At 71.5% G+C, this 22,904-nt stretch carries 19 protein-coding genes and 1 tRNA gene; 9 read left to right on the top strand and 11 right to left on the bottom strand.

The window, feature by feature from the left end; translation table 11 throughout:
- The first annotated feature begins 6 nt into the window (after window positions 1–6).
- The 7 genes from ACWC97_RS21050 (at window position 7) to ACWC97_RS21020 (ending at window position 6,161) form a co-directional block, all read left to right on the top strand.
- On the top strand, window positions 7–654 hold the full coding sequence (locus ACWC97_RS21050) for an ABC transporter permease (protein ID WP_352273710.1): 648 nt from the start codon (window positions 7–9) through the stop codon (window positions 652–654).
- A 118-nt stretch (window positions 655–772) separates the two neighbouring features.
- Window positions 773–1,972, top strand: a complete 1,200-nt coding sequence (locus ACWC97_RS21045) for an ABC transporter ATP-binding protein (RefSeq protein WP_352273909.1) — start codon at window positions 773–775, stop codon at window positions 1,970–1,972.
- Window positions 1,969–2,874 carry an ABC transporter permease gene (locus ACWC97_RS21040; protein ID WP_450650845.1) on the top strand — a complete coding sequence of 302 codons (906 nt, stop codon included), beginning with the start codon at window positions 1,969–1,971 and terminating at the stop codon, window positions 2,872–2,874. The genes ACWC97_RS21045 and ACWC97_RS21040 overlap by 4 nt, the downstream gene beginning before the upstream one ends.
- On the top strand, window positions 2,871–3,866 hold the full coding sequence (locus tag ACWC97_RS21035; RefSeq protein WP_450650843.1) for a glycine betaine ABC transporter substrate-binding protein: 996 nt from the start codon (window positions 2,871–2,873) through the stop codon (window positions 3,864–3,866). The genes ACWC97_RS21040 and ACWC97_RS21035 overlap by 4 nt, the downstream gene beginning before the upstream one ends.
- A 115-nt stretch (window positions 3,867–3,981) precedes the next feature.
- Entirely contained in the window at window positions 3,982–4,590 is a 609-nt protein-coding gene (locus ACWC97_RS21030; protein ID WP_450650841.1) for a helix-turn-helix domain-containing protein, read from the top strand.
- Between the two features lie 39 nt (window positions 4,591–4,629).
- On the top strand, window positions 4,630–4,827 hold the full coding sequence (locus ACWC97_RS21025) for a hypothetical protein (RefSeq protein WP_450650839.1): 198 nt from the start codon (window positions 4,630–4,632) through the stop codon (window positions 4,825–4,827).
- Window positions 4,824–6,161, top strand: a complete 1,338-nt coding sequence (locus ACWC97_RS21020; protein WP_450650838.1) for an MFS transporter — start codon at window positions 4,824–4,826, stop codon at window positions 6,159–6,161. The genes ACWC97_RS21025 and ACWC97_RS21020 overlap by 4 nt, the downstream gene beginning before the upstream one ends.
- Here the strand turns inward: ACWC97_RS21020 and ACWC97_RS21015 are convergent.
- The 4 genes from ACWC97_RS21015 to ACWC97_RS21000 all read right to left on the bottom strand — a co-directional run bounded on the left by ACWC97_RS21015 (window position 6,117) and on the right by ACWC97_RS21000 (window position 11,800).
- Window positions 6,117–6,905: a S16 family serine protease gene (locus ACWC97_RS21015; RefSeq protein WP_385209788.1), complete on the bottom strand. Its 789-nt coding sequence runs from the start codon at window positions 6,903–6,905 to the stop codon at window positions 6,117–6,119. The two genes, ACWC97_RS21020 and ACWC97_RS21015, sit on opposite strands and share 45 nt — an antisense overlap.
- A gap of 128 nt (window positions 6,906–7,033) precedes the next feature.
- Window positions 7,034–7,675: an IclR family transcriptional regulator gene (locus ACWC97_RS21010; RefSeq protein ID WP_352273703.1), complete on the bottom strand. Its 642-nt coding sequence runs from the start codon at window positions 7,673–7,675 to the stop codon at window positions 7,034–7,036.
- A 344-nt stretch (window positions 7,676–8,019) separates the two neighbouring features.
- Window positions 8,020–10,044: a hypothetical protein gene (locus tag ACWC97_RS21005; protein ID WP_450650835.1), complete on the bottom strand. Its 2,025-nt coding sequence runs from the start codon at window positions 10,042–10,044 to the stop codon at window positions 8,020–8,022.
- Between the two features lie 112 nt (window positions 10,045–10,156).
- A complete protein-coding gene (locus ACWC97_RS21000) occupies window positions 10,157–11,800 on the bottom strand; it encodes a WxL domain-containing protein (protein WP_352273701.1) in 1,644 nt (547 codons plus the stop codon).
- A gap of 378 nt (window positions 11,801–12,178) precedes the next feature.
- Between ACWC97_RS21000 and ACWC97_RS20995 the strand changes: the two genes are divergently transcribed.
- Window positions 12,179–12,709: a hypothetical protein gene (locus ACWC97_RS20995; protein ID WP_352273700.1), complete on the top strand. Its 531-nt coding sequence runs from the start codon at window positions 12,179–12,181 to the stop codon at window positions 12,707–12,709.
- A gap of 94 nt (window positions 12,710–12,803) precedes the next feature.
- Here the strand turns inward: ACWC97_RS20995 and ACWC97_RS20990 are convergent, their stop codons facing one another.
- Together ACWC97_RS20990 and ACWC97_RS20985 are read right to left on the bottom strand one after the other, a co-directional pair.
- Entirely contained in the window at window positions 12,804–14,585 is a 1,782-nt protein-coding gene (locus ACWC97_RS20990) for a DEAD/DEAH box helicase (RefSeq protein WP_352273699.1), read from the bottom strand.
- A gap of 217 nt (window positions 14,586–14,802) precedes the next feature.
- Complete coding sequence (locus ACWC97_RS20985) at window positions 14,803–16,284, bottom strand: MFS transporter (RefSeq protein WP_450650833.1); 1,482 nt, start codon at window positions 16,282–16,284, stop codon at window positions 14,803–14,805.
- 186 nt (window positions 16,285–16,470) lie between these two features.
- Here ACWC97_RS20985 and ACWC97_RS20980 point away from each other — a divergent pair.
- Window positions 16,471–16,545: transfer RNA gene (locus tag ACWC97_RS20980), tRNA-Cys, on the top strand.
- 132 nt (window positions 16,546–16,677) lie between these two features.
- Here the strand turns inward: ACWC97_RS20980 and mycP are convergent.
- The 5 genes from mycP to ACWC97_RS20955 form a co-directional block, all read right to left on the bottom strand.
- A complete protein-coding gene (gene mycP / locus ACWC97_RS20975; RefSeq protein WP_450650831.1) occupies window positions 16,678–17,940 on the bottom strand; it encodes a type VII secretion-associated serine protease mycosin in 1,263 nt (420 codons plus the stop codon).
- Between the two features lie 27 nt (window positions 17,941–17,967).
- Window positions 17,968–19,335 carry a hypothetical protein gene (locus tag ACWC97_RS20970; protein ID WP_450650829.1) on the bottom strand — a complete coding sequence of 456 codons (1,368 nt, stop codon included), beginning with the start codon at window positions 19,333–19,335 and terminating at the stop codon, window positions 17,968–17,970.
- A gap of 39 nt (window positions 19,336–19,374) precedes the next feature.
- Window positions 19,375–19,857 carry a hypothetical protein gene (locus ACWC97_RS20965; protein WP_450650828.1) on the bottom strand — a complete coding sequence of 161 codons (483 nt, stop codon included), beginning with the start codon at window positions 19,855–19,857 and terminating at the stop codon, window positions 19,375–19,377.
- Window positions 19,858–20,117: 260 nt separating this feature from the next.
- Window positions 20,118–20,963, bottom strand: coding sequence for a hypothetical protein (locus ACWC97_RS20960; RefSeq protein ID WP_450650826.1), 846 nt, complete (start codon window positions 20,961–20,963; stop codon window positions 20,118–20,120).
- 107 nt (window positions 20,964–21,070) lie between these two features.
- A complete protein-coding gene (locus ACWC97_RS20955) occupies window positions 21,071–22,900 on the bottom strand; it encodes an alpha/beta hydrolase (RefSeq protein ID WP_450650824.1) in 1,830 nt (609 codons plus the stop codon).
- Window positions 22,901–22,904 lie beyond the last annotated feature (4 nt).

Here is a 22,904-nt window from a genome sequence, read left to right as displayed (position 1 = left end):
GGGCGCGTGAGCTTCTGGGAGTACCTGGGCAACCGGCACCAACAGCTGCTCGTCGACGCGTACCAGCACGTCAGCGCGGTCTTCCAGTGCATGGTGATCGCCACCGTGCTGGGCATCCTGATCGGGGTCGTCACCTATCGCAGCGGCTGGGCGGGCTCACTGGCCATCACCTCGACGGCGGCGGTGCTCACCATCCCGTCCCTCGCCGCGATCGGCCTGCTCATCCCGCTGGTCGGCCTCGGGGTCGCCCCCACGGTGATCACCCTGACGCTGTACGGGCTGCTGCCCATCGTCCGCAACTCCATCGTGGGGCTGCGCGGCGTCGATCCCGCGCTGGTCGACGCGGCGAAGGGCATCGGCATGTCGCGGCTGGCCCGGCTGTGCCGGGTGGAGCTGCCGCTCGCCTGGCCGCCGATCCTCACCGGCATCCGGGTCGCCACCCAGATGCTGATGGGCATCGCCGCCATCGCCGCCTACGCCTCGGGCCCGGGCCTCGGCAACGAGATCTTCCGCGGCATCGCCTCACTGGGCAGCGCCAACGCGCTCAACCAGGTCCTCGCCGGCACGCTCGGCATCGTCGTCCTCGCCCTGCTCTTCGACGCCGCGTACGTCCTGCTGGGGCGGCTCACCATTCCGAGGGGGATTCGTGTCTGAGACCGCCAACGGGAACGCCCCCGGCGGAAGCACCGCCGCGGGGAGCACCGCCGCCGGCGCCTCCGGCTCCGGCTCAGGTTCTGACTCCGGTTCCGGGAAGACGGCTTCCGGCGCCACCATCCAGCTGGAGAACCTGACCAAGCGGTACCCGGGCAATCCGAACCCCGCCGTGGACAGCGTCTCGATGGACATCAAGGCCGGCGAGACAGTGATCTTCGTCGGCCCGTCCGGCTGCGGGAAGTCCACCACGCTGAAGATGATCAACCGGTTGATCGAGCCGTCGTCCGGGCGGATCAGGATCGACGACGAGGACGTCACCGACATGGACCCGGTGAAGCTGCGCCGGAAGATCGGGTACGCGATCCAGTCCTCCGGGCTCTTCCCGCACATGACGGTGGCGGAGAACATCGCGCTCGTACCGAAGATGGTCGGCTGGTCCAAGTCGCGGGTGAAGGACCGGGTCGAGGAGATGCTCGACCTGGTGGGGCTCGATCCGCGCGAGTTCCACGGGCGCTACCCCCGGGCACTCTCCGGCGGGCAGCAGCAACGGGTGGGCGTGGCACGGGCGTTGGCGGCCGACCCGCCGGTGCTGCTGATGGACGAACCGTTCGGCGCGGTCGACCCGATCACCCGCGACCACCTCCAGGACGAGCTGATCCGGCTCCAGCACGAGCTGCACAAGACGATCGTCTTCGTCACCCACGACTTCGACGAGGCGATCAAGCTGGGCGACCGGATCGCGGTGCTGCGGGAGCGTTCGCACATCGCCCAGTTCGACACCCCGGAGGCGATCCTCACCAACCCGACGGACGACTTCGTCTCGGGCTTCGTCGGGGCCGGTGCGGCGCTGAAGCGGCTCAACCTCACCCGGGTCCGGGACGTGGAGATGGCCGAGTTCCCGACGGTGACGGTCGACGACCCGCTCCAGTCGATCTTCAACAAGCTGCGCAGCGGCCCGCACAACGAACTGCTGATGCTGGACCGCAGGAACCGCCCGTACAAGTGGCTGCGCCGTGGCGACCTGATGCGGGCCCGGGGTTCGCTGGCCCGGGCCGGGCAGCTGGTGCACGACACGGTGACGCGCGACGCGACGCTGCACGACGCGCTGGAGGCGGTGCTCACCGACAGCGGCGGGCGGGTCGCGGTGACCGGGCGGCGCGGGGAGTTCATCGGGGTCGTCGACATGCAGACGCTGATGAACTCCGTCCACGAGCTGCTGGAGGCGGACCGGCTCGCCGCCATCGAGCACCAGCACGACCTGGAGGAGCTGCGCAGCCACCAGACGTCGACGGAGCTGGAAGGCGGTGCGGGCGCATGACCCGCGGCGCGCCGCTGGACTCCGGATCCCCCCGGCGGGGCCGCTCGGCGCCGCCGGAGCCGTCCTCCGACAAGGACCGTCCGCCCGGTGAGCACGACGTCAAGGGCCATGCCTTCCGGGACGAGGAGGAGGAGGAGCCCGCGCCGCCGCAGACCGGGCCGCCACGCCGGTTCACCTGGCGCAAGCTGCTGGTGATGCCGCTGGTGCTGGTGCTCGTGCTGGTGGTCACGTATCTGTGGATCAGCAATATCCATCTCGACTCGATCGCACGGAACTCGCTCACCGGCGGGAACGTGCAACTGCGCTGGTGGCAGCATGTGCGGCTGACCGCGATCTCGACGTTCTGGGTGCTGATCATCGCCATTCCGCTGGGGATCGCGCTGACCCGGCGCGGGCTGAGCAAGGGGGCCCCGGTGGTCACGGCGGTCGCCAACATCGGGCAGGCGACCCCGGCGATCGGTCTGCTGGCGCTGCTGGTGATCTGGCTGGGCATCGGACCGACCACGGCGATCATCGGCATGGTGATCTACGCGGTGCTGCCGGTCTTCTCCAACACCGTGGCCGGGCTCCGGGCGATCGAGCCGAATCTGGTCGAGGCCTCGCGCGGCATCGGGATGTCGGGGATGGGGACGCTGACGAGGGTCGAGCTGCCGCTCGCCGTCCCGCTGATCCTCGCCGGGGTGCGGACCGCGCTGGTGCTCAACGTGGGCACCGCGACCCTGGCCACGTTCGTCGGCGGCGGCGGGCTGGGCGACCTGATCACCTCGGGCATCCAGACACAGCGGATGCCGGTGCTGGTCCTCGGTTCGGTGCTGACGGTGGTGCTGGCGCTGCTGGTGGACTGGCTGGCCTCGCTGGCCGAGGTGGCGCTGACACCGCGCGGACTGGAGGTGGAGCGATGACGGCCGGGGCCGCGGGCGGGTGGAAGGCGCGTACGGGGCTGCTGGGCGTGCTGGCGCTGGCGGCGGTGGTCTCCGGGTGCGGGCTGAAGAGCGGCTCGCCGATGGTGGACGACGTGGTGCCGGGCTCGGTGGGGCGGGGTCAGCCGCTGCGTGGCGCCACGCTGACCGTCACCTCGAAGAACTTCAGCGAGAACATCGTCCTGGGCCAGATGGTCGGGCTGGTCTTCAAGGCCGCCGGTGCCGAGGTCCTGGACCGGACGAACCTGCCGGGCTCGATCAGCGCCCGCGAGGCGATCGTCAAGGGCGACGCCGACGCGATGTACGAGTACACCGGCACCGCCTGGATCACCTACCTCGGCCACGCGAAGCCGATCCCCGACCCGCACCAGCAGTGGGTGGCGGTCCGGGACGCGGACCGGCGCAACGGGGTGACCTGGCTCGCCCCGTCCACCCTCAACAACACCTACGCGCTCGCCATCAGCCGTGCGAAGAACGCCAAGTACCACCTGCGGACGCTCTCCGACGTCGCGGCGCTGTCGAAGAAGGACCCGTCGGCGGTGACGGTCTGCGTGGAGAACGAGTTCGCCTCCCGCGACGACGGACTGCCCGGCATGGAGAAGGCGTACAGGATGTCCCTGCCGGCCTCCAGCATCAGGAAGATGGACGCCGGGATCATCTACACCCAGGTCTCCAAGTCCGGCTCCTGCCTGCTGGGCGAGGTGTTCACCACGGACGGCCGGATCAAGGCCATGGATCTGGAGGTGCTGGTCGACGACAAGCACTTCTTCCCCAACTACAACGCGGCGCCGGTCGTCCACACCAAGACCTTCGACAAGTACCCGCAGATCGCCGCGCTCCTCGACCCGGTCAGCAGGAAGCTGACCACCTCGGTCGCCCAGACCCTCAACGCCAAGGTGGACGTGGACGGCCAGGACCCGCACGAGGTGGCGAAGGACTGGCTGATCCAGGAGGGCTTCATCAAGCAGCGCTGACCGGGCCGGGGACGGAGGCCGACCGGGCCGGGCGGTGCCGCGCGGCGGACCACATGCAAAGAAGACGTTGCAAAAAACCTGTTGCAAAGAAGGCTTTGCACGCTATGGTTCCACCGTGCCCGAAACACCGGACGACGCCGCGTCCCCCACCGAAGCCCCGGACCTCCACAAGGTCGACGCCCGCAGCCTGCGCGGGCTCGCCCACCCCCTGCGGCTGCGGCTGCTGGCCGCACTGCGGGAGTACGGTTCCGCCACCGCCTCCGCCCTCGCCGCCCGGCTCGGCGAATCCAGCGGTTCCACCAGCTACCACCTGCGGCAACTGGCGGCGTACGGATTCGTCGAGGACGACCCGGAGCGCGGCAAGGGGCGCGAGCGCTGGTGGCGGGCCGTGCACCGGGGCACCGTCTTCGACAGCGGCCGGTTCCTGGACCATCCGGACCCCGAGGTGCGCGGCGCCGTCGGCGTCGTGCTCCACGAGACGGCGGACTCCCACGCCCGGGAGCTGAACACCTGGATCGGCACCATGCACGAATGGCCCGAGGAATGGCGCAACGGCTGGGACATCAGCAACTTCAAGATGCTGCTGACCCCGGAGCTCACCGAGGAACTCATCGGCAAGGTCCACGCGCTCGTCGAGAGCTACCGGGACCGGGTCCCGGAGGGCACCGAGGGGGCGGCCACCGTCCGCAGCCATGTGCATCTCTTCCCACGCCCGGCGGAGTAGGGCCCGACCAGCCCTCCGCCCGACCAGAAGGACACCGCCATGCACTCCGACACGCATCTGCTGCTGCACCACCTGCGCACCGCCGAACCGCACTGCCACAAACCGGAGTTCACCCTCCCGGCCCCCGCGCCCCGCCCCGGGCTGCGCACCCGGCTGGGCTGGGCCCTCGTCGAGCTGGGCCTGCGCGTCCTGCCCCGGCAGGCGGCCCGCCCGTTCACCGTCCACAGCCCGGCGTGACCGTACCGGGGCACCGCACCCGCGTACCGCTCGTCGCCGTACTGACCGCCAACTCCATCTCCACCGCCGGCACCTCGCTCACCGCGATCGGGGTGCCGTGGTTCGTCCTGGAGACCACCGGGAGCGCCGGCCGGGCCGGGATCGTCGCCTTCTGCGCGACCCTGCCGATCGCGCTCTCCGCCCTGATCGGCGGGCCGGTCATCGACCGGATCGGGCGGCGCCGGGTCTCCGTCGGCTCCGACCTGGCGTGCGGCCTCGCCGTCGCCGCCGTTCCGTTGCTGTACCACGCGGGCGCCCTCGCCTTCTGGATGCTGTGCGCGCTGATGGCGACCGTCGGGCTGCTGCACACCCCCGGCTCCACCGCGCGCTACGTCCTGGTGCCGGACATCGCCGCGCACGCCGGGACCACCCTCGCCCGGGCCGCCAGCCTCTTCGACGCCGTCTCGCGCGGGGCCAGGATGGCCGGGGCGGCGCTGGCCGGCGTACTGATCGCGGTGGCCGGCGCGGAGAACGTGCTGCTGCTGGACGCGGGGACGTTCCTGACCTCCGCGCTGCTCATCTCGGTGGGGCTGCGCGGAGTGGCCGCCGCCGCGCCGGGCAGGACCGCCACACCCGTGTCGGCGCGCGCCTACGGCACCGAACTCCGCGAAGGATTCAGCTACTTGACGGGCCACCGGCTGCTGCTCGCGGTCGTGGTGACGGTCCTGTTCGTCAACGGCGCCGACCAGGGCTGGAACGCGGTCCTGCTGCCGGTGCACGCCTCGGCCGAACTCGGCGGCGCCACGGACATCGGGCTGCTCGCCGCGCTGTACGGCGCGGGCGGCCTGGCCGGCGCACTGCTGTACGGGGCGGTCGGGCACCGCTTCTCCCGGCGGACCGTGTTCACGCTGTGCCTGCTGCTGTGCGGCGCGCCCCGGTACACGGTCGCGGCGCTGACCGGGACGACCACGCCGCTCGCCGTGACCATGGCGCTGAGCGGGATCGCGGGCGGGATGCTGAACCCGATCCTCACGACGGTGATCTACACGGCCGTCCCCGACGCGCTGCGCAGCCGGGTCTCCGGGGTGCTCACCGCGGGCGGCGAGCTGGCCATGCCGGTGGGCGGACTCGCGGCCGGGCTCCTGGTCGAGGCCGCCGGTGCGGACGGCGCGCTGCTGGCGATGGGCGGGGTGTATCTGCTGGCGGCGCTGGGGCCCCTGGTGTTCCCGGCGTGGCGCGACATGGACGGCGCGGGGCGGGGGAAGGCCGAGGAGGGCGACGGGGGCGGCGCCGCCCCGCCCCCGAGGAGTTCAGCAGCTCGGGACCTTCCCGTTCCCGGACAGGGCCCGCAGTGAACCCACCGCGTCCTTCAGGGTGGTGACCGGGACCAGGCGCAGCCCCCCGGGGAGTTCGGCCTTCGCCTCCCGGCACTCCGCCTTCGGTACGAGGAAGACGGTCGCCCCGTCGCGGCGCGCGGCCTGGGTCTTCAGCGAGACTCCGCCGACCGCGCCGACCTCGCCGTCCGGCTGGATCGTGCCGGTGCCCGCGATGGTGCGGCCGCCGGTGAGGTCGCCGCCGTGGCCGTCGCCGTCGAGCTTGTCGACGATGCCGAGGGCGAAGAACAGTCCGGCGCTGGGGCCGCCCACGTCGGCGAGGTGCAGGGTCACGTCCACCGAACCGGGCTTCCTGCCCAGGTAGTTCAGGGCGGCGGAGACCGCGTCGTCCTGCGACTTCACCATGTCGTCGAGGTTGTGCTTCTCGATCTCCTTCTCGGAGCCGCCGGTCGGGTAGACGGAGTCACGGGGCAGGACCGCCCGGTCCGTACGGAACCAGCTGTCGACCACGTCCCCGATCCCGACCTCGGCCGTGGGGCCGGTCGCGACGATCGTCGTCATCCGCAGCTCGCCCTTGGTGGGGCGGGTCGGCGCGCCCTCGATGCTGATCACGGGCGTGCCGTGGTCGCTGCCGAGCACGTTCGCGGTCGTGCCGGGCTGCGCCAGGGTGAAGGGCAGCGGCGCGAAGGCGGCCACCCCGAACAGGGCGAGGACGGGCACGGCGCACAGGGCGAGGGCACGGGGGCGCGAGAGACGAGTGAGCACCCGCCCAATCTAACCGGCCCCCGTCACGACCCGGACATCCCGGCGCCGGGGTCCGCGCACGAGGACCCCGCGTGCGCGGACCACTCTCGTACGCGGCCCCGTACGCGGGCCACCGCCGCGCCCGGGAGCTACCGCAGCGCCTCGGCCACCTCGCGCGCGGCGTCCACCACCCGGGGGCCGACCCGCTCGGGCACCGAGTCGGCGAGCATCACCACGCCCACGCTGCCCTCCACCCCGGTCACCCCCATCAGCGCGGCGGCGGCCCCGCTCGCCCCGGTCTCCAGCTCGCCGTGGGTCAGGGTGAAGGCGGTCTCGCCGACCGGCTTCTGGCGGGCGGCGAGGATCGCCCGGCCCGCCGCGCCCCGGTCCAGCGGATGGCGGAAACCCGCCCGGTAAGCCACGTGGTAGTCGGTCCAGGTCGGCTCGACGACCGCCACGGCCAGCGCGTCGCTCCCGTCGACCAGGGTGAGGTGGGCGGTGGCCCCGATGTCCTCGGCCAGCGAGCGCAGCGCGGGCAGCGCGGCCTCCCGGACGAGCGGGTGCACCTGCCGGCCCAGCCGCAGCACCCCCAGCCCGACCCGGGCCCGGCCGCCCAGATCCCGTCGGACCAGGGCGTGTTGCTCCAGCGTGGCGAGCAGACGGTAGACCACGGTCCGGTTGACCCCGAGCCGGTTGGACAGCTCGGTGACGGTCAGGCCGTGGTCGGTGTCGGCCAGCAGTTTGAGGACCCTGAGGCCCCGGTCGAGCGTCTGGGAGGTCTCCGCGGTCACGACGCCCTCTCCCTCTTTAGATGAGCGGCGGCGGCTGGTCCCCACGGAATGTGAGCCGCCGGTCCCAGCGGCGACGCACGGAGAGGCCGCCCGCCTGGCCAGGCAACGGCTGCGCCCCGGAGCGGCTCTGCCACGGGGCGTTGGGGCGTTTGTTTCGGGGACAGTAGCGAGCGAGTCCGCTCAGCGGAAGACCTCGTCCAGAATCCGGGCGTTGTCCGGAACAAGGTTGGCTTGAAGCCGCATAAGCGCCGGTCAGCGGCGCATCGGCCGACCCGGGACGATCTACGCGCGTCCAGGTCGGCCGACGCCTTCGCGGCACTTCCCGTGCCGGGGGTGAACGGTCCTCAGGTCACGGCGAAGGACTGCTGCACGATTTTTCCGTTGACGAGCACCTCGCAGGCCCGGATCGACCGGGTCGCCGGGTCGCGGACGGTGAAGACGAGGGCGAAGGTGCCGTCGAGTCCGACGATCCGGGTGACGTATCCGTCGGAGGTCTGCTTGCCGTCGGCGGTCCGGCCGGTCACCGAGACGGTGGCGACCGGGGCGAAGCCCCGGCCGGTCACCTGGACCGCCATGCCGGGCGGCCCCTCGGGCGGTGAGAGGGCGAAGGCCGGCCCGGCGGGCACGGTCCCGTCCTGGACGGTGAACGCCGCCGTCTCGGTACGCGGGTTGACGAGCACCTCACGGACCCGGAGGGCGACGGTGTCGGCCGCGTTGACCTTGAAGGTCTGCGAGAAGGCCCCGTCCAGGCCGACCACCTTGGTCTTCGCCGCGTCGGAGGTCTGCGACCCGTCGGCCCGCAGCCCGACGATGGAGACGGTCGCCACCTTCGCGAAGCCCTGCCCGACCACGGTGACGGAGGTGCCGCGCGGCCCGGCCGAGGGGGTCAGCACGATGAAGGACGGGGCGACGGTCAGCGCGGTACGGGTCTGCGCCACCCCGGCGGTGACCTGGAGGGAGTAGTCGCCCCGCGGGGTGGAGGAGGCGACGGTGACCGTGCCGGAGAGCGTGCCGTCGGCGCCGATCCGGAGCGTGGAGCCGGTGATCCGCGCGCTGTCGCAGCTTCCGCCGTCGGCCCCGCAGAGCGCGGCGGTGGGGGTGGTGCCGCTGGGCCAGTCGCCGCCGGAGACGGCGATCGTGCCGCCCGGCCGGACCTTCGCCGCGCCGGCGTCGAGCGTCGCGGAGGCGTCGGTGACGGTGAACGGCGTCGTCAGCACGGTGGCCGGATCATTGCCCTCGTCGACCTGGATCGCGGCTATGGCCGGGTCGGAGACGGTGAACTCGGCGCGGAACGTGCCGTCCGAGGTGCTCTTCGTGTAGACGGCGGTGTCGTCGAGGGTGGCCCCACTGGCGTCCAGGGCCACGGTGTTGACCCACCGGTCCTGGAAGTAGTTGCTGCCGGTGACCTGGATGACGCTGCCGAGCGGTGCCGCGGCCCGGGAGAGCACGACGGACCGGGGGCCGGCCGGGACGAACGCCTTCACGGTGAGCGGCGCGGTCGCCTCCTTCGTACCGTCGCCGACCTTGACCAGGTACGAGCCGTCCGGGACGGTCCCGGCGGCGGCCAGCACCGCGGCTCCGGTCAGCTCCCCCGAGGAGCTGATGGCGAGCGTGCTGGAGGCGAACTTGCCGGGGTCGCAGCCGCCGCCGTCCGCCGCGCAGAGCGAGGGTACGGGGGTGGCCCCCACGGTCCACAGGCTGCCGGTCAGGGCGACGGCGGTGGACGGGCGGACGGCGGTGGCGGGCGCGTTCAGGGTGGCCGGGTGGCCCGCCGTGCCCTCGGCGGTGACCGTGCCGACGGAGCCGCCGCCGCTCACCACGTCGCAGGGGGTCTCGTAGGTGGAGCCGAGCACCTTCGTACGGGTCAGGTTGCGCACCGGGGTGAAGGTGATCGGGCCGCTCGCGTTGGCGGGAAGCAGGAAGTCGCCCTCGTACGGCGGGATCTCGATGGGTTTGCCGGACGGGATGTTCAGGTTGATCTGGGGGCCGGTGACGGTGACCGTGCCGGTGGCGCCGCCGGACATGGCGAGGTCGATGCTGGGGGTGGTCGGCACGTCGTTCAGGCTGAGCCCGCTGGTGGCGGGGGACGGGCCGAGGGACACCTTGGCGTGCACCTTGCCGCCCGGGTCGACGATCGAGGGCGACAGGTCGACGCTCATCTGCTGCGGCCCGGTCGCCTCGCCCTGGCCGGCGGGCAGGGAGCAGTGGACGGTGGGGGTGACGGTGCCGGCCGCGGCGGCCGGTGCGAGGGCCACGGTGCCCCCGGTCCAGACGAGTACGGCCCCGGCGGTGAGGGCGACGGCGCGGCGCAGCGCTCCGCCCGGCCGTGGCCTTCTTTCCGGTGGCGGGGTGGACGGTCTGACGGACATACGGCTCCTCCAGGGGGATTCCTGCGTTCGGAACGAAGGCGCCCGCCCGCTCCGACGCGATGCGGAGCGGGCGGGCGCCTCCGGGACTTCCTGTCGTGCCCCTCGCCCCGGGTCAGAGAAGGGTGAGGGTGAGGGTGGCGCTGTAGTCCCCGGGCCGGGTGGTCCCGGGAACGGTGAGGGTGAGATTGGCGTCGGCGTCGAACCGGCCGGCGGTGAACGGGCGGCTGCCGTCCGGGTCCATCCGGCACAGGCTCGCCGCCGTGGAGCCGAGCGCGGTGGGCGATCCGGCGACCGGCACGCCCACGCTGCCCGGCTGCGCCGTGCACCTGGGCGTCCACCGCACGGCGTCGGCCGGGATGGTGGCGCCGCCCGCGGCGGTGAAGCCGGTGAGGGTGGCGGTCAGCGACCATCCGCTGTCGACGCCGCGGGCGTCCTCCACCTCGACCCGGTTGAGCCGGGAGCGCTGCACCCCGCTGCCGGTGCCCAGGACGGTGGTGCCGAAGTCGACCGTGTCGCCGTCCTGGACCATGGACAGGGTCCCGGCCCGGACCGAGGTGGTCAGCTTCTGGTCGGCGCTGGACCCTTCCTCCCCGCCGCCGTCGTCCGCGACGGTGAACGGGGCGGTGCGCACGGTCTCGGGGTCGTTGCCCTCGTCGGCCTGGACGGCGACGACGGCGTCGGAGATCACCGTGAACTCGACGGAGAAGGTGCCGTCCGGGGCGCTCTTGGCGTAGACCGCGCTGTCGTCGAGCCCGGTGCCGCTCGCGTCGAGGCCGATGACGTTGATCCAGCGGTCCGGGTTGTAGTTCCGGCCGCTGACGATGATCACGCTGCCGACCGGGCCCCGGCTCTTCGAGAGGGAGATCTCCCGCTCGCCGGCCGCGACGGCCTTGACGGTGAGGGGGGCGGTCGCCTCCTTCGTACCGTCGTTGACCTTCACCACGTAACGGCCGTCCGGCACCGCGCCGGACTCCGCGAGGGTGGCCGTGCCGTGCAGGGTGCCGTCCCCGTCGATGCCCAGGTCGTTGGACTTGAACTTCAGCGGGTCGCAGCCGCCCCCGCCCTCCGCGCAGAGCGAGGGCACCGGGGTGGCCCCCGCCGTCCAGCCCGAACCGCCCAACGGGACGGCGGTGCTGGGGCGTACGGGGTCGGCGGGCGCTGTCAGGGTGGCGGGCGTGGAGCCGGTGCCCTCCACGGTGACGGTGGCGACGTCCGCCCCGCCGTCGACGACGTCGCACGGGGTCTCGAAGACCGAGCCGAGCACCTTGGTCTGGGTCAGGGTGCGGGCGACGGCGAACGAGACCGGCCCGGAGGCGGTCGCGGGCACGAGGAAGTCGCCCTCGTACGGCGGGATCTCGATGGGCACCCCGGACGGGATGTCCATGGTGATCTCGGCGCCCCGCACCGTGACCGTGCCGCTCGCCCCGCCGGACATCGTGAGGTCGATGCTCGGGATGGTCGGTACGTCCTTCAGCGGGAGGGCGCTGGTCGCCGGGGACGGGCCGAGGGTCACCTTCGCGTGCACCTTGCCGCCGGGCGCGACGACGGCGGGCGACAGCTCGACGGTCATGTCCTGCGGCCCGGTCGCCTCTCCCTGGCCGGCGGGCAGGACGCAGTGGACGGTCGGGGCGATCGTGGCGGCGGCGGGCCCGTCCGCGAGCGGGACGGCCTGGGCGGTGGCCCCGGCGCAGCCCAGCGTCAGCGCGAAGCAGGCCGCGAGCAGACCGGTCGCACCGGGTCTTCGTCGTCGTATCACCAGACACCCCTCCATGGCCGCACGGCCGCATGGCCCATTGATTGCGCACATTGAGGGGGCCGGGTGCAGAGAAGTCAAGAGCGAACCGATTGATCCTTGGGAAGCCGATTGATCCAGATCTGAAATGCCCGAAAAGCATTTCCCGGAGAAATTCAAGTGCGCCTGTCGGCCTCTCTTGACTTCTCCGAGGGCCGCCGTTTCACTGCACCGACATGCCGGTCCCGGAGGAAAGATCCGGTCCGCTCCGATCAGCCCGCAGCGAATCCTCGGCACACCCGCGGCGCATCAGCAGCGAAATGAATGAGCAGCGGATCGACCTCGCATCAGCCGCGCGCCACCAGCGCATCCACGCAATTCATCGCCGAAAGGGTCTCCGTCATGCCTTCGAATCGCAGACGCCTCCCACTCGTCCTGACCGCGGCCTGTGCCGTGGCCGGCGCCCTCGCCCTGGCCCCGACCGCCAACGCCGTGACCCCGCTGATGGCGACGGCCACGTACGACTGCGGCACCTGGGGCAGCGGTCTGGCCACCCTGACCGCCGCCGACTCGGGCACCGCCAAGACCATCAAGATCACGTCCAGCGCGATCACCATGCCGGCCGGCACCACCGCCGACCCGAACAGCATCACGACGACGCTCAAGCTCACCAAGACCTCGGGCGGCGCCACCAGCGAGGTGCAGTTCTCCGGCAAGACCAACCCCGGCATGAGCGGCGGCAACCCGATCACCCTGGGCCCGCTGAAGCTCACCTCCGGCACCCTGGCGGCGGGCGACAGCACGAACTCCAAGGTGCTGTCCTCGCCCCCGAGCGCCACCAACTGGTCGCTGCAGATCGTGGCGTCGTCCCCGACGTCGGCCACGGTGCCGTGCGTCGCCACGGTCGTCCAGTCCGCACCGCACGTCTGGTAACTCCGGCGGCCGGTGGCCGACCGGACTCCCCGGGAACGCCACGGGCCCGGGTCGGGGACCGCTGTCCCCGACCCGGGCCCGTACCGGATGGTGCCTACTTCATGCGGGTGGCCCACTCCTGGACCTTCTTGATCCGCTGCTGGATCTGCCCGGCCGTGGCCTCCGCGCTCGGCGGGCCGCCGCACACCCGCCGCAGCTCGGTGTGGATCACGCCGTGCGGCTTGCCGCTCTGGTGGGTGTATGCCGACACCATCGTGTTGAGCTGCTTGCGCAGGCCCAGCAGCTGCTTGTGCGTGACGACCGGCCGCGCCTCGGCCGGCTTCTCCAGCAGGTCGGCCTCCTCGGCCGGCCGCTGGCGGCTGTGCGCGATCTGCCGGGACTGCCGCTTCTGGAGCAGCAACTGCACCTGGTCGGGCTCCAGCAGCCCGGGAATCCCCAGGTAGTCCTGCTCCTCCTCGCTGCCGGGGTGCGCCTGCATGCCGAACTCGGCACCGTCGTACAGCACCCGGTCGAAGACCGCGTCGGACTCCAGGGCCTCGAAGGGCAGCTGGTCCTCGGTCTCCTCGTCCTCCAGCCTCTCGGCGTCGGCGAGGAGCTTGTCCTCCTCCGCGAACGGGTTCTCCTCGTCGCTGCCCTTCTTGGGCTTGTCGAGGACGTGGTCCCGCTCGACCTCCATCTCGTTGGCGAAGTCCAGCAGCATCGGGATGGTCGGCACGAAGACCGAGGCGGTCTCGCCGCGCCTGCGGGAGCGCACGAAGCGTCCGACGGCCTGGGCGAAGAACAGCGGCGTGGAGATGGTGGTGGCGTAGACGCCCACGGCGAGGCGCGGGACGTCGACGCCTTCCGACACCATGCGGACCGCGACCATCCAGCGGGAGCCGTCCTGGCTGAACTGGTCGATCTTCTTCGAGGCGGCCTTCTCGTCGGAGAGGACCACGGTGGCCTTCTCCCCCGTGACCTTCTTGAGGATCTTGGCGTACTCGCGCGCCGAGTCCTGGTCGGTGGCGATGACCAGCGCACCCGCGTCCGGAATGCCCTTGCGGACCTCGGTCAGCCGCTTGTCGGCGGCGGCCAGCACATTGGGGATCCACTCGCCGGTGGGGGCCAGCGCGGTGCGCCAGGCCTGCCCGATGGCGTCCTTGGTCATCGGCTCGCCGAGCCGGGCGGCGATCTCGTCCCCGGCCTTGGTGCGCCAGCGCATGTTGCCGCTGTAGCTGAGGAAGATCACGGGTCGGACGACGCCGTCGGCGAGGGCGTTGCCGTAGCCGTACGTGTAGTCGGCCGAGGAGCGCCGGATGCCGTCGTTGCCCTCCTCGTACGTGACGAAGGGGATCGGGTTGGTGTCGGAGCGGAACGGGGTGCCGGTGAGCGCGAGCCGCCGGGTGGCCGGGTCGAACGCCTCCAGGCACGCCTCGCCCCAGGACTTCGAGTCACCGGCGTGGTGGATCTCGTCGAGGATCACCAGGGTCTTGCGCTGCTCGCAGCGGTTGCGGTGCAGCATCGGGCGGACGCCGACACCCGCGTAGGTGATCGCGACGCCGTCGTACTCCCTGCTCAGCGGGCCCGCGCTGTACTCGGGGTCGAGCTTGATCCCTATCCGGGCCGCCGCTTCGGCCCACTGCTTCTTCAGGTGCTCGGTCGGCGCGACCACGGTGACCTGCTGCACGACGTGGTGGTGCAGCAGCCATGACGCGAGGGTCAGCGCGAAGGTGGTCTTCCCCGCGCCGGGGGTGGCGACCGCGAGGAAGTCGCGCGGCTGCTCCTGGATGTACTTCTCCATGGCGCCCTGCTGCCAGGCTCGCAGCTTGCCGGCCGTGCCCCAGGGGGCGCGGCCGGGGAAGGCGGGTGAGAGGTGGTGGGAGGCGGTAGTAGTCACGGTCTCCGGTTCGGGGCACTCGGGTACGTGGGTTGGCTGCCGGGGCGTACGGCTCGGACGCGCACGCGATACGACAACCGGGCCACCTTACCGGGGGGCCGGACGGAACCCCGTACGGACGAGCGGTGGTTCGGGCCACCTGAGACCCTCTTCACAGATCGGCTCCGGACGCCGCGAGCCCGGCAGGACCGGAAAGGGGCTCGTCGAGGGACAGCCCTCAGGACTTGGCCCGCACCCTCGACGACACCCATGCCCCCACCAGGGCCACCAGCGCCATCGGGAGGAAGACCGCCGCGAAGGCCGCCGGGTGCGATCCGGTGGCGTCCGACGAGGCCGCCACGTCGTGGACGGCGCCCAGCGTGCCGCCGCCCAGGGCCGCGAAGGCGGCCCCGCCCGCCGCGAGGAGCAGGACGTTCGAGAGCCCGTCGGAGATCTGGAGGGCCGCCGAGTTCGCCCCGGCCTCCTCCGGCGCCGACAGCTTCAGCAGCAGCACGCTCGTCGAGGCGATCACCACGCCCATGCCCAGGCAGCCGAAGGCCCAGGCCACCGCCACGGTCCAGACCGGCACTGCCTCGATCAGCACGGACGGCGCGGCCGCGATCGCCGCGGCGACCAGCACCATGCCGCCCACCATCAGCCGCCCCCGGTACGGCTCCAGACGTGGCCGGGACTGGATGTACGAGCCGAGCGCCCAGGTCCCGCCCCCGGCGGCGAGCGAGAAGCCGGCCATCGTCGGGCTGAGCCCGCGCTGGGTCACCAGCATCAGCGGAACGAACGATTCGGCGGCGATGAACGAACCGGCCGCGACCCCGCGCAGCAGCACCACCGCGGGCAGCCCGCGCGCCGCCCGCACCGTGCCCGGGGGCAGCAGTCCGCGCACCGCGGGGACGAGCAGCGCGAAGCCGGCCACCGCCGGGATCAGCGCGAACCAGTCCAGCTCCTGCCCGGCGTACTGGAGCAGCGCCGCGCCCAGCGAGATCCCGAGGGCCAGCCGGATGCGCCGCCGGTCGTACGGTGCGGCGGCCGCCTCCGGGTCGGCCGACCCGGAGGCCCGCTGCCGGATCTGCGGCAGCGCGAGGGCCAGGGGGAAGACGACGAGGACGGGGATGCCGACGAAGACCCAGCGCCAGCCCAGGTGCTCGGTGACGGTCCCGGCCGCGAGCGGCCCGACCACTGAAGGGACCACCCAGCTCGCGGCGAACGCGGCCAGGATCGAGGGCTGCAGCCGCTCCGGGTAGGCCCGGCCGATCACCACGTACAGGGCCACGATCACCAGGCCGCCGCCCAGTCCCTGGACGGCCCGCCCCGCGACGAAGACCCACATGCTCCCGGCGGTCCCGCAGAGCAGCAGCCCCAACACGAAGGCGCTCATCCCGGCGGCGAGCGGCCCCAGCGGACCGCGCCGGTCCGCCCACTGCCCGGAGAGCACCATGGCGAAGAGGCTGGTCGTGAAGTACGCCGAGAACGCGAACGCGTACAGCCCGATGCCATGCAGGTCGCGGGCGGCGACCGGCATCGCTGTGCCCACGGCGGTCGCCTCGAAGGCGATCAGGAAGACGACGGAGACGATGCCGATGCTGAGCGCCCGGTACCCACGGCCGAGCACCCCGCCGGCCGGGGCCTCGGGCACGACGGTGGCCGGGGACTGCGCGGCGAGCGGGGGAAGGTCGGTGTCGTCACGCGGTTCCAGGGCACTCATGGACCCAAGAGTAAGGGCCGGAAAGCCGCTCGGCCCCTGTCGTGGGGCGGGCCCGTGCTCGTCCGTTGGGCGTAGGACCACCCGCCCGAACGTGAACGGGGCATGGCAGTCGCGTTGCGCACCGGGCCGCTCCCTTGAGGCCCCGGGGTGCCCGGACCTACCGTCGAAGCACGCCGAGGGCGACCCGGCCGTGTGCCCGAGTGGTTCAGGGGCTCGACTGCAACTCGAGTTACACCGGTTCGAATCCGGTCACGGCCTCCACGGAGCAGAGCCGGTACGGCCGCCCGCACGACGCGGGCGGCCGTTCTTCCTGCCCGAGCCACCAGCACCGCTGCCACCGGAGCGAGGGGCAGCGAGACGGGGCGGTTGTCGCGGCTCCGGCCTGCTCGCCGGTCAGCCGGTCCCCCTCCGAACGGAGTGCCGACGGGAACGTGCGGCCAGGGCCACGGCCACCGCACCGGCGAGTACGACGACGCCGACCGCCAGGCCGATCCAGAGGCCCGTGCCGCCACCGCTGCCCGAGGCGTCGGCGGTGGGGGCGGCCGTGGCCGGTGCGTCGGCGGCCGCCGCGCCGGAAGGCTTCTCGGCGGAGGCACCGGCCGGGCTGGGGCTCGGGCTCTCGGCGGCCGCGAGGTCCGGGAGCGGGTACACGCCTGCCGGACCGGGGTCGCCCGGGGCCTTGAGGGCGACGCGTGGGCGGACCGCGCCGTAGCCGACGTCATCGCTGCGCTTGGCGCCGCTCTTCGGCTTGCCAGCAGTGTTCAGCAAGACTCGGAGGACCTGGTTGTTGGTCCAGTCGGGATGCTTCGACCAGATGAGCGCGGCAGAGGCGGAGGCGATGGCGGAGGCGGCGCTGGTTCCGCTCGTCTCGCACAGCTGGGTCCCTCCCTTGCAGGGATGGACCATGTCGATTCCCGGGGCAGTGAAGTCGATCTGCGGCCCGTACTGGGACTCTTCGGTCCTCTTCCCGTCGTGACCGACGGCACCCACTCCGACGACGCCGCGCGTTTCCGCCGGGTACTCGGGCATGTTGGCCCCGCCTCCGCTGTTTCCTGCTGCCGCGAAGATCAACGAGCCCTTGGCGAGGGCGTACTTCACCGCGTCGGTGAGCGCCTGCGAGCCGCTCTGCGACCCCATGGAAATGTTGATCACCTTTGCGCCGCGATCCGCCGCGTAGCGAATGGCCACGGAGACGACTCGGTTGAACTCGGCCTCCCCCACATCCTGGGTTTCCCCGACTCCCGTTTCCGGCATGCGGATCGGAAGGATCTTCGAGCCCGGTGCGAGCCCGAAGGCCCCGTCCCCTCCGTGGCCCCGGCCCGTGCCCGCGATCAGACCCGCCACGCCCGTGCCGTGGCCGTCGTAGTCGGCGCGCTCGTCACCCAGGACGTCCGGTTCCAGATCCTTCCCCTTGACAATCTGCCCCACCAGATCCGGATTCTTCTCGTCCACGCCGCTGTCGATCACGGCGACGACCACACCTTCGCCGGTGCTCGTCCGCCACATCTCGTCCGCCTTCATGGCATCGAGATGCCACTGCTTGGACCGCACGGAACCAGCGGATGCGGACGCCGCTGAACCGACCACCAAGAGCATGCCCAGGACGGCCGCCGCTGCGGGTCGCCAGCGCTTCGGTCCTTCGCCTCTGATGCGCATCCCAGTCCCTCGTGAGTCCATTGCTGATCAGTCGATGACCGGTGGGACGACACGGCGAACGCCCTGCTGCCATGTCTCTTCGTCCTCGAGCAGGTAGTCCGGCCGGTCGCGCCGCTCGTCCCGTCCCGCCCTTTTCGCCCCGGAACCCACACCCGCCGGTCCACGCACCGGTCCACGCCCTTGCTGCTGATGGTTGCCCACCGCACCACCCGTGATCGGAGGCACCCGGGAAACGCCGCCGCTCGTGCCCGGCGTTCGTCCCAAGGGCGCCGCGCCACGAGCGCTCTCGCCGCCGATGACCGTTCCGCGCGGGATGCCCACGGCGGGGCGTGCCGGTCCAGGAGGTACAGCGTGGCCCCCGACGATCCCGTTGGCCCCCGGCGGCCGCCCCACCGGTCCGGCCCCCGGAGCGGTCGGCCCGGGGGCCGACACCGGCGGACGTGGCAGGCCCGTCGAGCCACCCGCTCCGTTCGTACCGCGCGGCCCGGCGGGACCGGTACGGGAAGGAGGCACCGGCGGAACGGCACCCTGTACCGGGGAGGGGATACCGTCGGCCCTCGGACCGGCCGACAGCGCCACCGGATTCGTGGCCGGTGGGGACGAGGCGTCCGACAGTGCGGCCACCCCGTCAATCTCCATGCTCACCGCCCCCGGGGCGGAAGACCGCGCCCCGTACGGAGCCGCGCCTGCGCCCGCCACGCTCCCCGCATGCCCGACCTCGCCGGGGACCGCTTCCCTGCGGCTCTCCGATACGCCAGGGTGCCCGACTCCCCCGGGGGCCGGCGCGCCCCCTTCTTCCGATGAAATACCCCTCTGGTGCTGTTGCCCGTCACGCCCCAGCGCTCTGTGCGAGACCATCGCCTGCGGGATCGCCGGAAACACCGGTTTCTCCAGGGCCGCGAGCTGCGACGACGACATGGCGTACGTCTGCGACAGCTTCCTCATCTGCGCGGCTGCCTCTTCGCGGTTCCGCTTCCCCGTCTCGATCAGTTCCGCCGCGGACTTCCGCGCCACGTCCGAGGCATCGGGGTCGTTCCGCGCGGCGAGGGCCGCCTCCAGGTTGGCCCGGGCGCCCGCCTCCGTCCGGGGAATGGACGCCTGTGCCGACGCGACCGCGTTCGACGCCTCGCCGAGCCACTTGGACACGCCCTCGCTGTAGTCCCCCAGGCGCAGCGTCGCATTGGCCAGATCTGCACTCCAGGTACGGAACGCGTCGGCCCCCTGTCCCTTCCATTCCACCCACTGCGGGCGGACTTTCAGATCCTCGGCGATCCGGCGGATTTCGGAAGCCGCTCCCACGAGGCGGTCCGACGCGGCCTGCATCTCACCACTGCTGGCGCGGTCCAGCCACTCCAGCATCCGCTCGTGCGTCATCCCGTCGAAATCCGTGCCCATGGCACCGCCTCTCCGCTTGTCTGTGACCAGCCCCGGACCTCAGAAAGTGGTGCTGTCGGGGGTGTGCTCCCGCTTGAAACCGCGCTGGCCGTTCACGCTGTCCTGGATCGCGCTCATGCGTTCCCGGATCTCCAGGTCGACGTTCTGATAGCCCTGGTGGGCGCCGAGTACGGCGATACTCATGCCCTCGATGCAATCGGAAAGCAGCCGGGACAGGCCCTCCAGCTCGTCGACGACCTTGGCGTACGCGCTGTGCAGGGCGTCCGCCTCCGTCCACTCGCCCCTGCCGCCGCCGAACCGGTCGCGGCCCACCGTGTCCGCGCCGACCCGGCCCGGGGCGGCCGGGGAGGCCGCGAGGTCCTGGAGGAGGTGGTCGACGCGGTCGCGGAACTTCGTGAACGACGATACTTCGGTGACCAGTTCGCTCGCGGCGCTCGGGGAGACCGCGCCGACGGCTCCCGCGGCGCCGATGACGCCCCAGGGGTACGACGGTAAACCCGTCCCCGGTTCGTTCGATCCCACAGTGCCCTCCCCCGTTGGACGGCAGCCGGCCGACGGTCGGCTCCCGACTTCGGGGCCACCCTAGTGAGGGACGGTGACGGAGCGCATTTCCGGGTTGCAGATGCAACCCGGATCACGCCACGCGCACGCGGCTCAGGAGTTGGGCGCGGCGACGGCCGCCCGGGGGCGGATCGGGCCTCAGGCGCTGCGGAGGTTCTCCATGAGGGGAGCGCCGGGTAAGCAGGCCTGGCGTCCGCCCCCACGGGCTCGAAGGACACCTGTCACACATCCGAGGACGCCGGTCCGTCGGCGGGCGTGGTGACCGCGACGCGCACCACACCGGTGGTCGAGGCTGCGACCTGGGCGATCGTGCCTTCTTCGGGATGGCGGGCGACGACGGCGGGGGTGCCCTCGCGCGTCGGAACGTGACGCACGGTCCATCCCTCGCTCCGAAAGTACGTCTGCGCGCGTGCCAGGGCGCGTACCCTCACGTCCTCCGGCAACGGCTGCGTCGACCAGGCGTGATGAACCGAGACCCCGGACTCGCCCCGGACCACGCTGAGGCCTTCCCCTGGCTGCGTGGGCGCCGACCCGACCCGCAGGGCATCGTAGACACGGCTGGAGTGGCCGAGGACCCGATGCCGGGCGGGGTCGTCGGCCTGTGGCTCCTCCAGTGCGGCAGGGTCGGCCTCGGTCGACGCTGAGGACTTCTCCGGCGGGAGGAAGCAGGGCGACCTCACCTTGAGGGTGGCGATGCCCTCACCCTTGGCGCGGTCCAGGACTCCCGTGATGCCTTCCATCCAGTAGTCATCAGGCTCCGTGCGCATACTGACCCAGGGGAAGGGGCCGGACATGTCCTCCTCGCTCGACGAGTTGTACTTGTATCCCTGCTTCAGCCAGGCATCCCGCGCCTGCAACACGAGGTTCTTGGCCTCGCTCCCCGGAACCCCGGTCAGCTTGTAGAAGAGGGTGACCTGCAATCGGTCGTCGGGGCCGTGGTCATCTCTGGCGGTGCAGGGGCCGACAGCCTCGGGACCCGTGCGCTCCAGCGTGGGATTGGGCGACATCCTGTCCACCGCCTGGTGAACGATCTCTTCTGCGCGGTCGATCGCTTGCTGCTCGTTCATCGTGACCTGCTTCAGTGTTTCTTCGCCGTCTTGCTGTACCCCGCATGCGGTCACCACGACCGCCGTGGTCGCCAGTAGCGCAGCGGCTGGAAGCGCCCTCCGCAGAGTCACGGCTGTCCTCCGGTGACAATCCGCGCCATCTTGTTGAGTGGCTTGTCGTCCCAGTACTGGGAGTGTGCGGGCATCATGTCGCCGCCAGAGCCCGGGAGCTTCCCGGCGGGGACATCGAAGACCACACCGCCGAAGTTGCCGGAGACCGGGTCGGTTCCATGGACGATCGAGTGGTCATCGAAAAGCTCCGTGTACGCCTTCGGATTGAGTGGGGCCAAGGGGCCGGCCGGTGGCGGGGCGAGGTTGATGAGGTCGTTCTTGGCCGTGGCCGCGAAGACATGGTCCGCCGAAATGTTCAGGTCCTTCGCGTGATCCACGCCCACGCCTGGGCTGCCCACCATGATCGCGTTGTCGACCGGCAAGTCGATGTGGGTGCTCATCGTCCGGCCTGCCACCAAAGACCCGTAGCTGTGACCCAGCAGCGTCTGATGCGCATCGCGATGGTTGGCTTCCTCAATGCCCTGCAGGAAGTTGCCCAGCGGCTCCTCTGCCTTGTCGGCCCATTTGGTCTCCGCCGCGTCGGTCGCGATGGCCTGAGGGGCGTCGTAACCGAGCCACACGATCGATGCCGTCTTCCGGGAGCCGTCGGTGGCCTCTGCCTGTGCCTGGAGAAGCTGGGCCCTGGCAAGGTCTCCGTCGATGGACTCCAACTTGGCGAACGTTCCGGGCACATACGTCACCACATTATCGGCAGTGTCCGGATTTCCGATGGAAACGATGGCTCGCCCCATGTCGTTGCCGTCGAATCCGAGTAAATAGGGGCGATTACTCTCGCTCGTGTAGCTGTCGAAACGCTTCTGGATGTCGTCCATGCCCTTGAAGCCGCCCTCAAGCTTCTGTTTCTTCTCGTTCCACTCCTTCCACTCCTCGGTGGGGACCATCGCACCCTTTACCTCGCGACCCGTGAGGGGGCTGATGTAGGGCTTGTACTGCTCCGGCTCCTTCTTGAGCCAGGCGTCGTACTCCACCTGCTTGGCGCCGCGTTGTTCCGCAAACACCGTGCGATTCGCTTCGTCGCGCACGTCGGAGGGGAGGCCGTCGAGCGCTCCGACACTTGCGGGGTACATGGAGACATAGGCTGCGCGCTGCTCCTCGGACAGGCCCTTCCACCAGTTGGCGTTGTCCTGTGGCCAGTCGCTCCTGGGTGGTGGCTCGATCGTGTCGAGGTAAGCATCGGCCGCCCCGCGCACACCCGTCGCGTCCGACGTGACATCCGCCCAGTCCCGGGCGGACACGGTCAAGTCATCATCAGCCTTGAGGTCCCGTAACCTCGGCGCCCACTTCTTGTCCGCGTCCGTGGCTTCCTCGAGCGCGTCGGCGATCCGGTTCGCGTATCCCGCCGCCTTTCCGTAGTTCGGGTTCGGGTGGATGCTCGCCGCCTGGCGCTCCAGGGCATCGGAGGCGGGCCCGCCTCCGGCGCTTCCCGTCACCGTTCCGCCGTCAGCGGCCTTCTCCTCGCCCGGCCTCCGACCCGCCGGATATGTGACCGATCCGTCCACGTTCACCGTGCAGCCGTCCGCCCGGGCGTCCTCGGTCGCCGCGTCCAGCTTGCGCTGGGCAGCCGCCATGTCGTGGGCGAAGCCGTTGAGCGCCGTGCTGATCACACCGCATTCGGTCAAGGTGTAGTGCAAGTTCTGCGCCAGGGCCCGGAACTGCTTCTGCGCCGCCTCCGCGGCCTCGCCCTCCAACGTCTCGCGCATGCCCGCTGCGACGGCGTTCTCCAAGTGCTCCTTGGCTTCCTGAGCAGCTTTGCCCGCGGAGCGGTACCCGTCGGCGGCGTCCTCGAACTCGGTCGGCTTCAAGGCCTTGAGTGTGGCGTAGTCCATCCCG

Source organism: Streptomyces sp. NPDC001108, assembly GCF_053598535.1.
Note: the sequence above shows the minus strand (reverse complement) of the source record. Positions and strands in the feature narration are given on the sequence as shown.

Excerpts from the sequence above, each read along its gene's own strand:
- ACWC97_RS21040 (WP_450650845.1), top strand. The coding sequence starts at position 1,969 with ATGACCCGCGGCGCGCCGCTGGACTCCGGATCCCCCCGGCGGGGCCGC.
- ACWC97_RS21035 (WP_450650843.1), top strand. The coding sequence starts at position 2,871 with ATGACGGCCGGGGCCGCGGGCGGGTGGAAGGCGCGTACGGGGCTGCTG.
- ACWC97_RS21025 (WP_450650839.1), top strand. The coding sequence starts at position 4,630 with ATGCACTCCGACACGCATCTGCTGCTGCACCACCTGCGCACCGCCGAA.
- ACWC97_RS21005 (WP_450650835.1), bottom strand. The coding sequence starts at position 10,044 with ATGTCCGTCAGACCGTCCACCCCGCCACCGGAAAGAAGGCCACGGCCG.
- ACWC97_RS20995 (WP_352273700.1), top strand. The coding sequence starts at position 12,179 with ATGCCTTCGAATCGCAGACGCCTCCCACTCGTCCTGACCGCGGCCTGT.
- ACWC97_RS20985 (WP_450650833.1), bottom strand. The coding sequence starts at position 16,284 with ATGAGTGCCCTGGAACCGCGTGACGACACCGACCTTCCCCCGCTCGCC.
- mycP (WP_450650831.1), bottom strand. The coding sequence starts at position 17,940 with ATGCGCATCAGAGGCGAAGGACCGAAGCGCTGGCGACCCGCAGCGGCG.
- ACWC97_RS20970 (WP_450650829.1), bottom strand. The coding sequence starts at position 19,335 with ATGGGCACGGATTTCGACGGGATGACGCACGAGCGGATGCTGGAGTGG.
- ACWC97_RS20960 (WP_450650826.1), bottom strand. The coding sequence starts at position 20,963 with ATGAACGAGCAGCAAGCGATCGACCGCGCAGAAGAGATCGTTCACCAG.
- ACWC97_RS20955 (WP_450650824.1), bottom strand. The coding sequence starts at position 22,900 with ATGGACTACGCCACACTCAAGGCCTTGAAGCCGACCGAGTTCGAGGAC.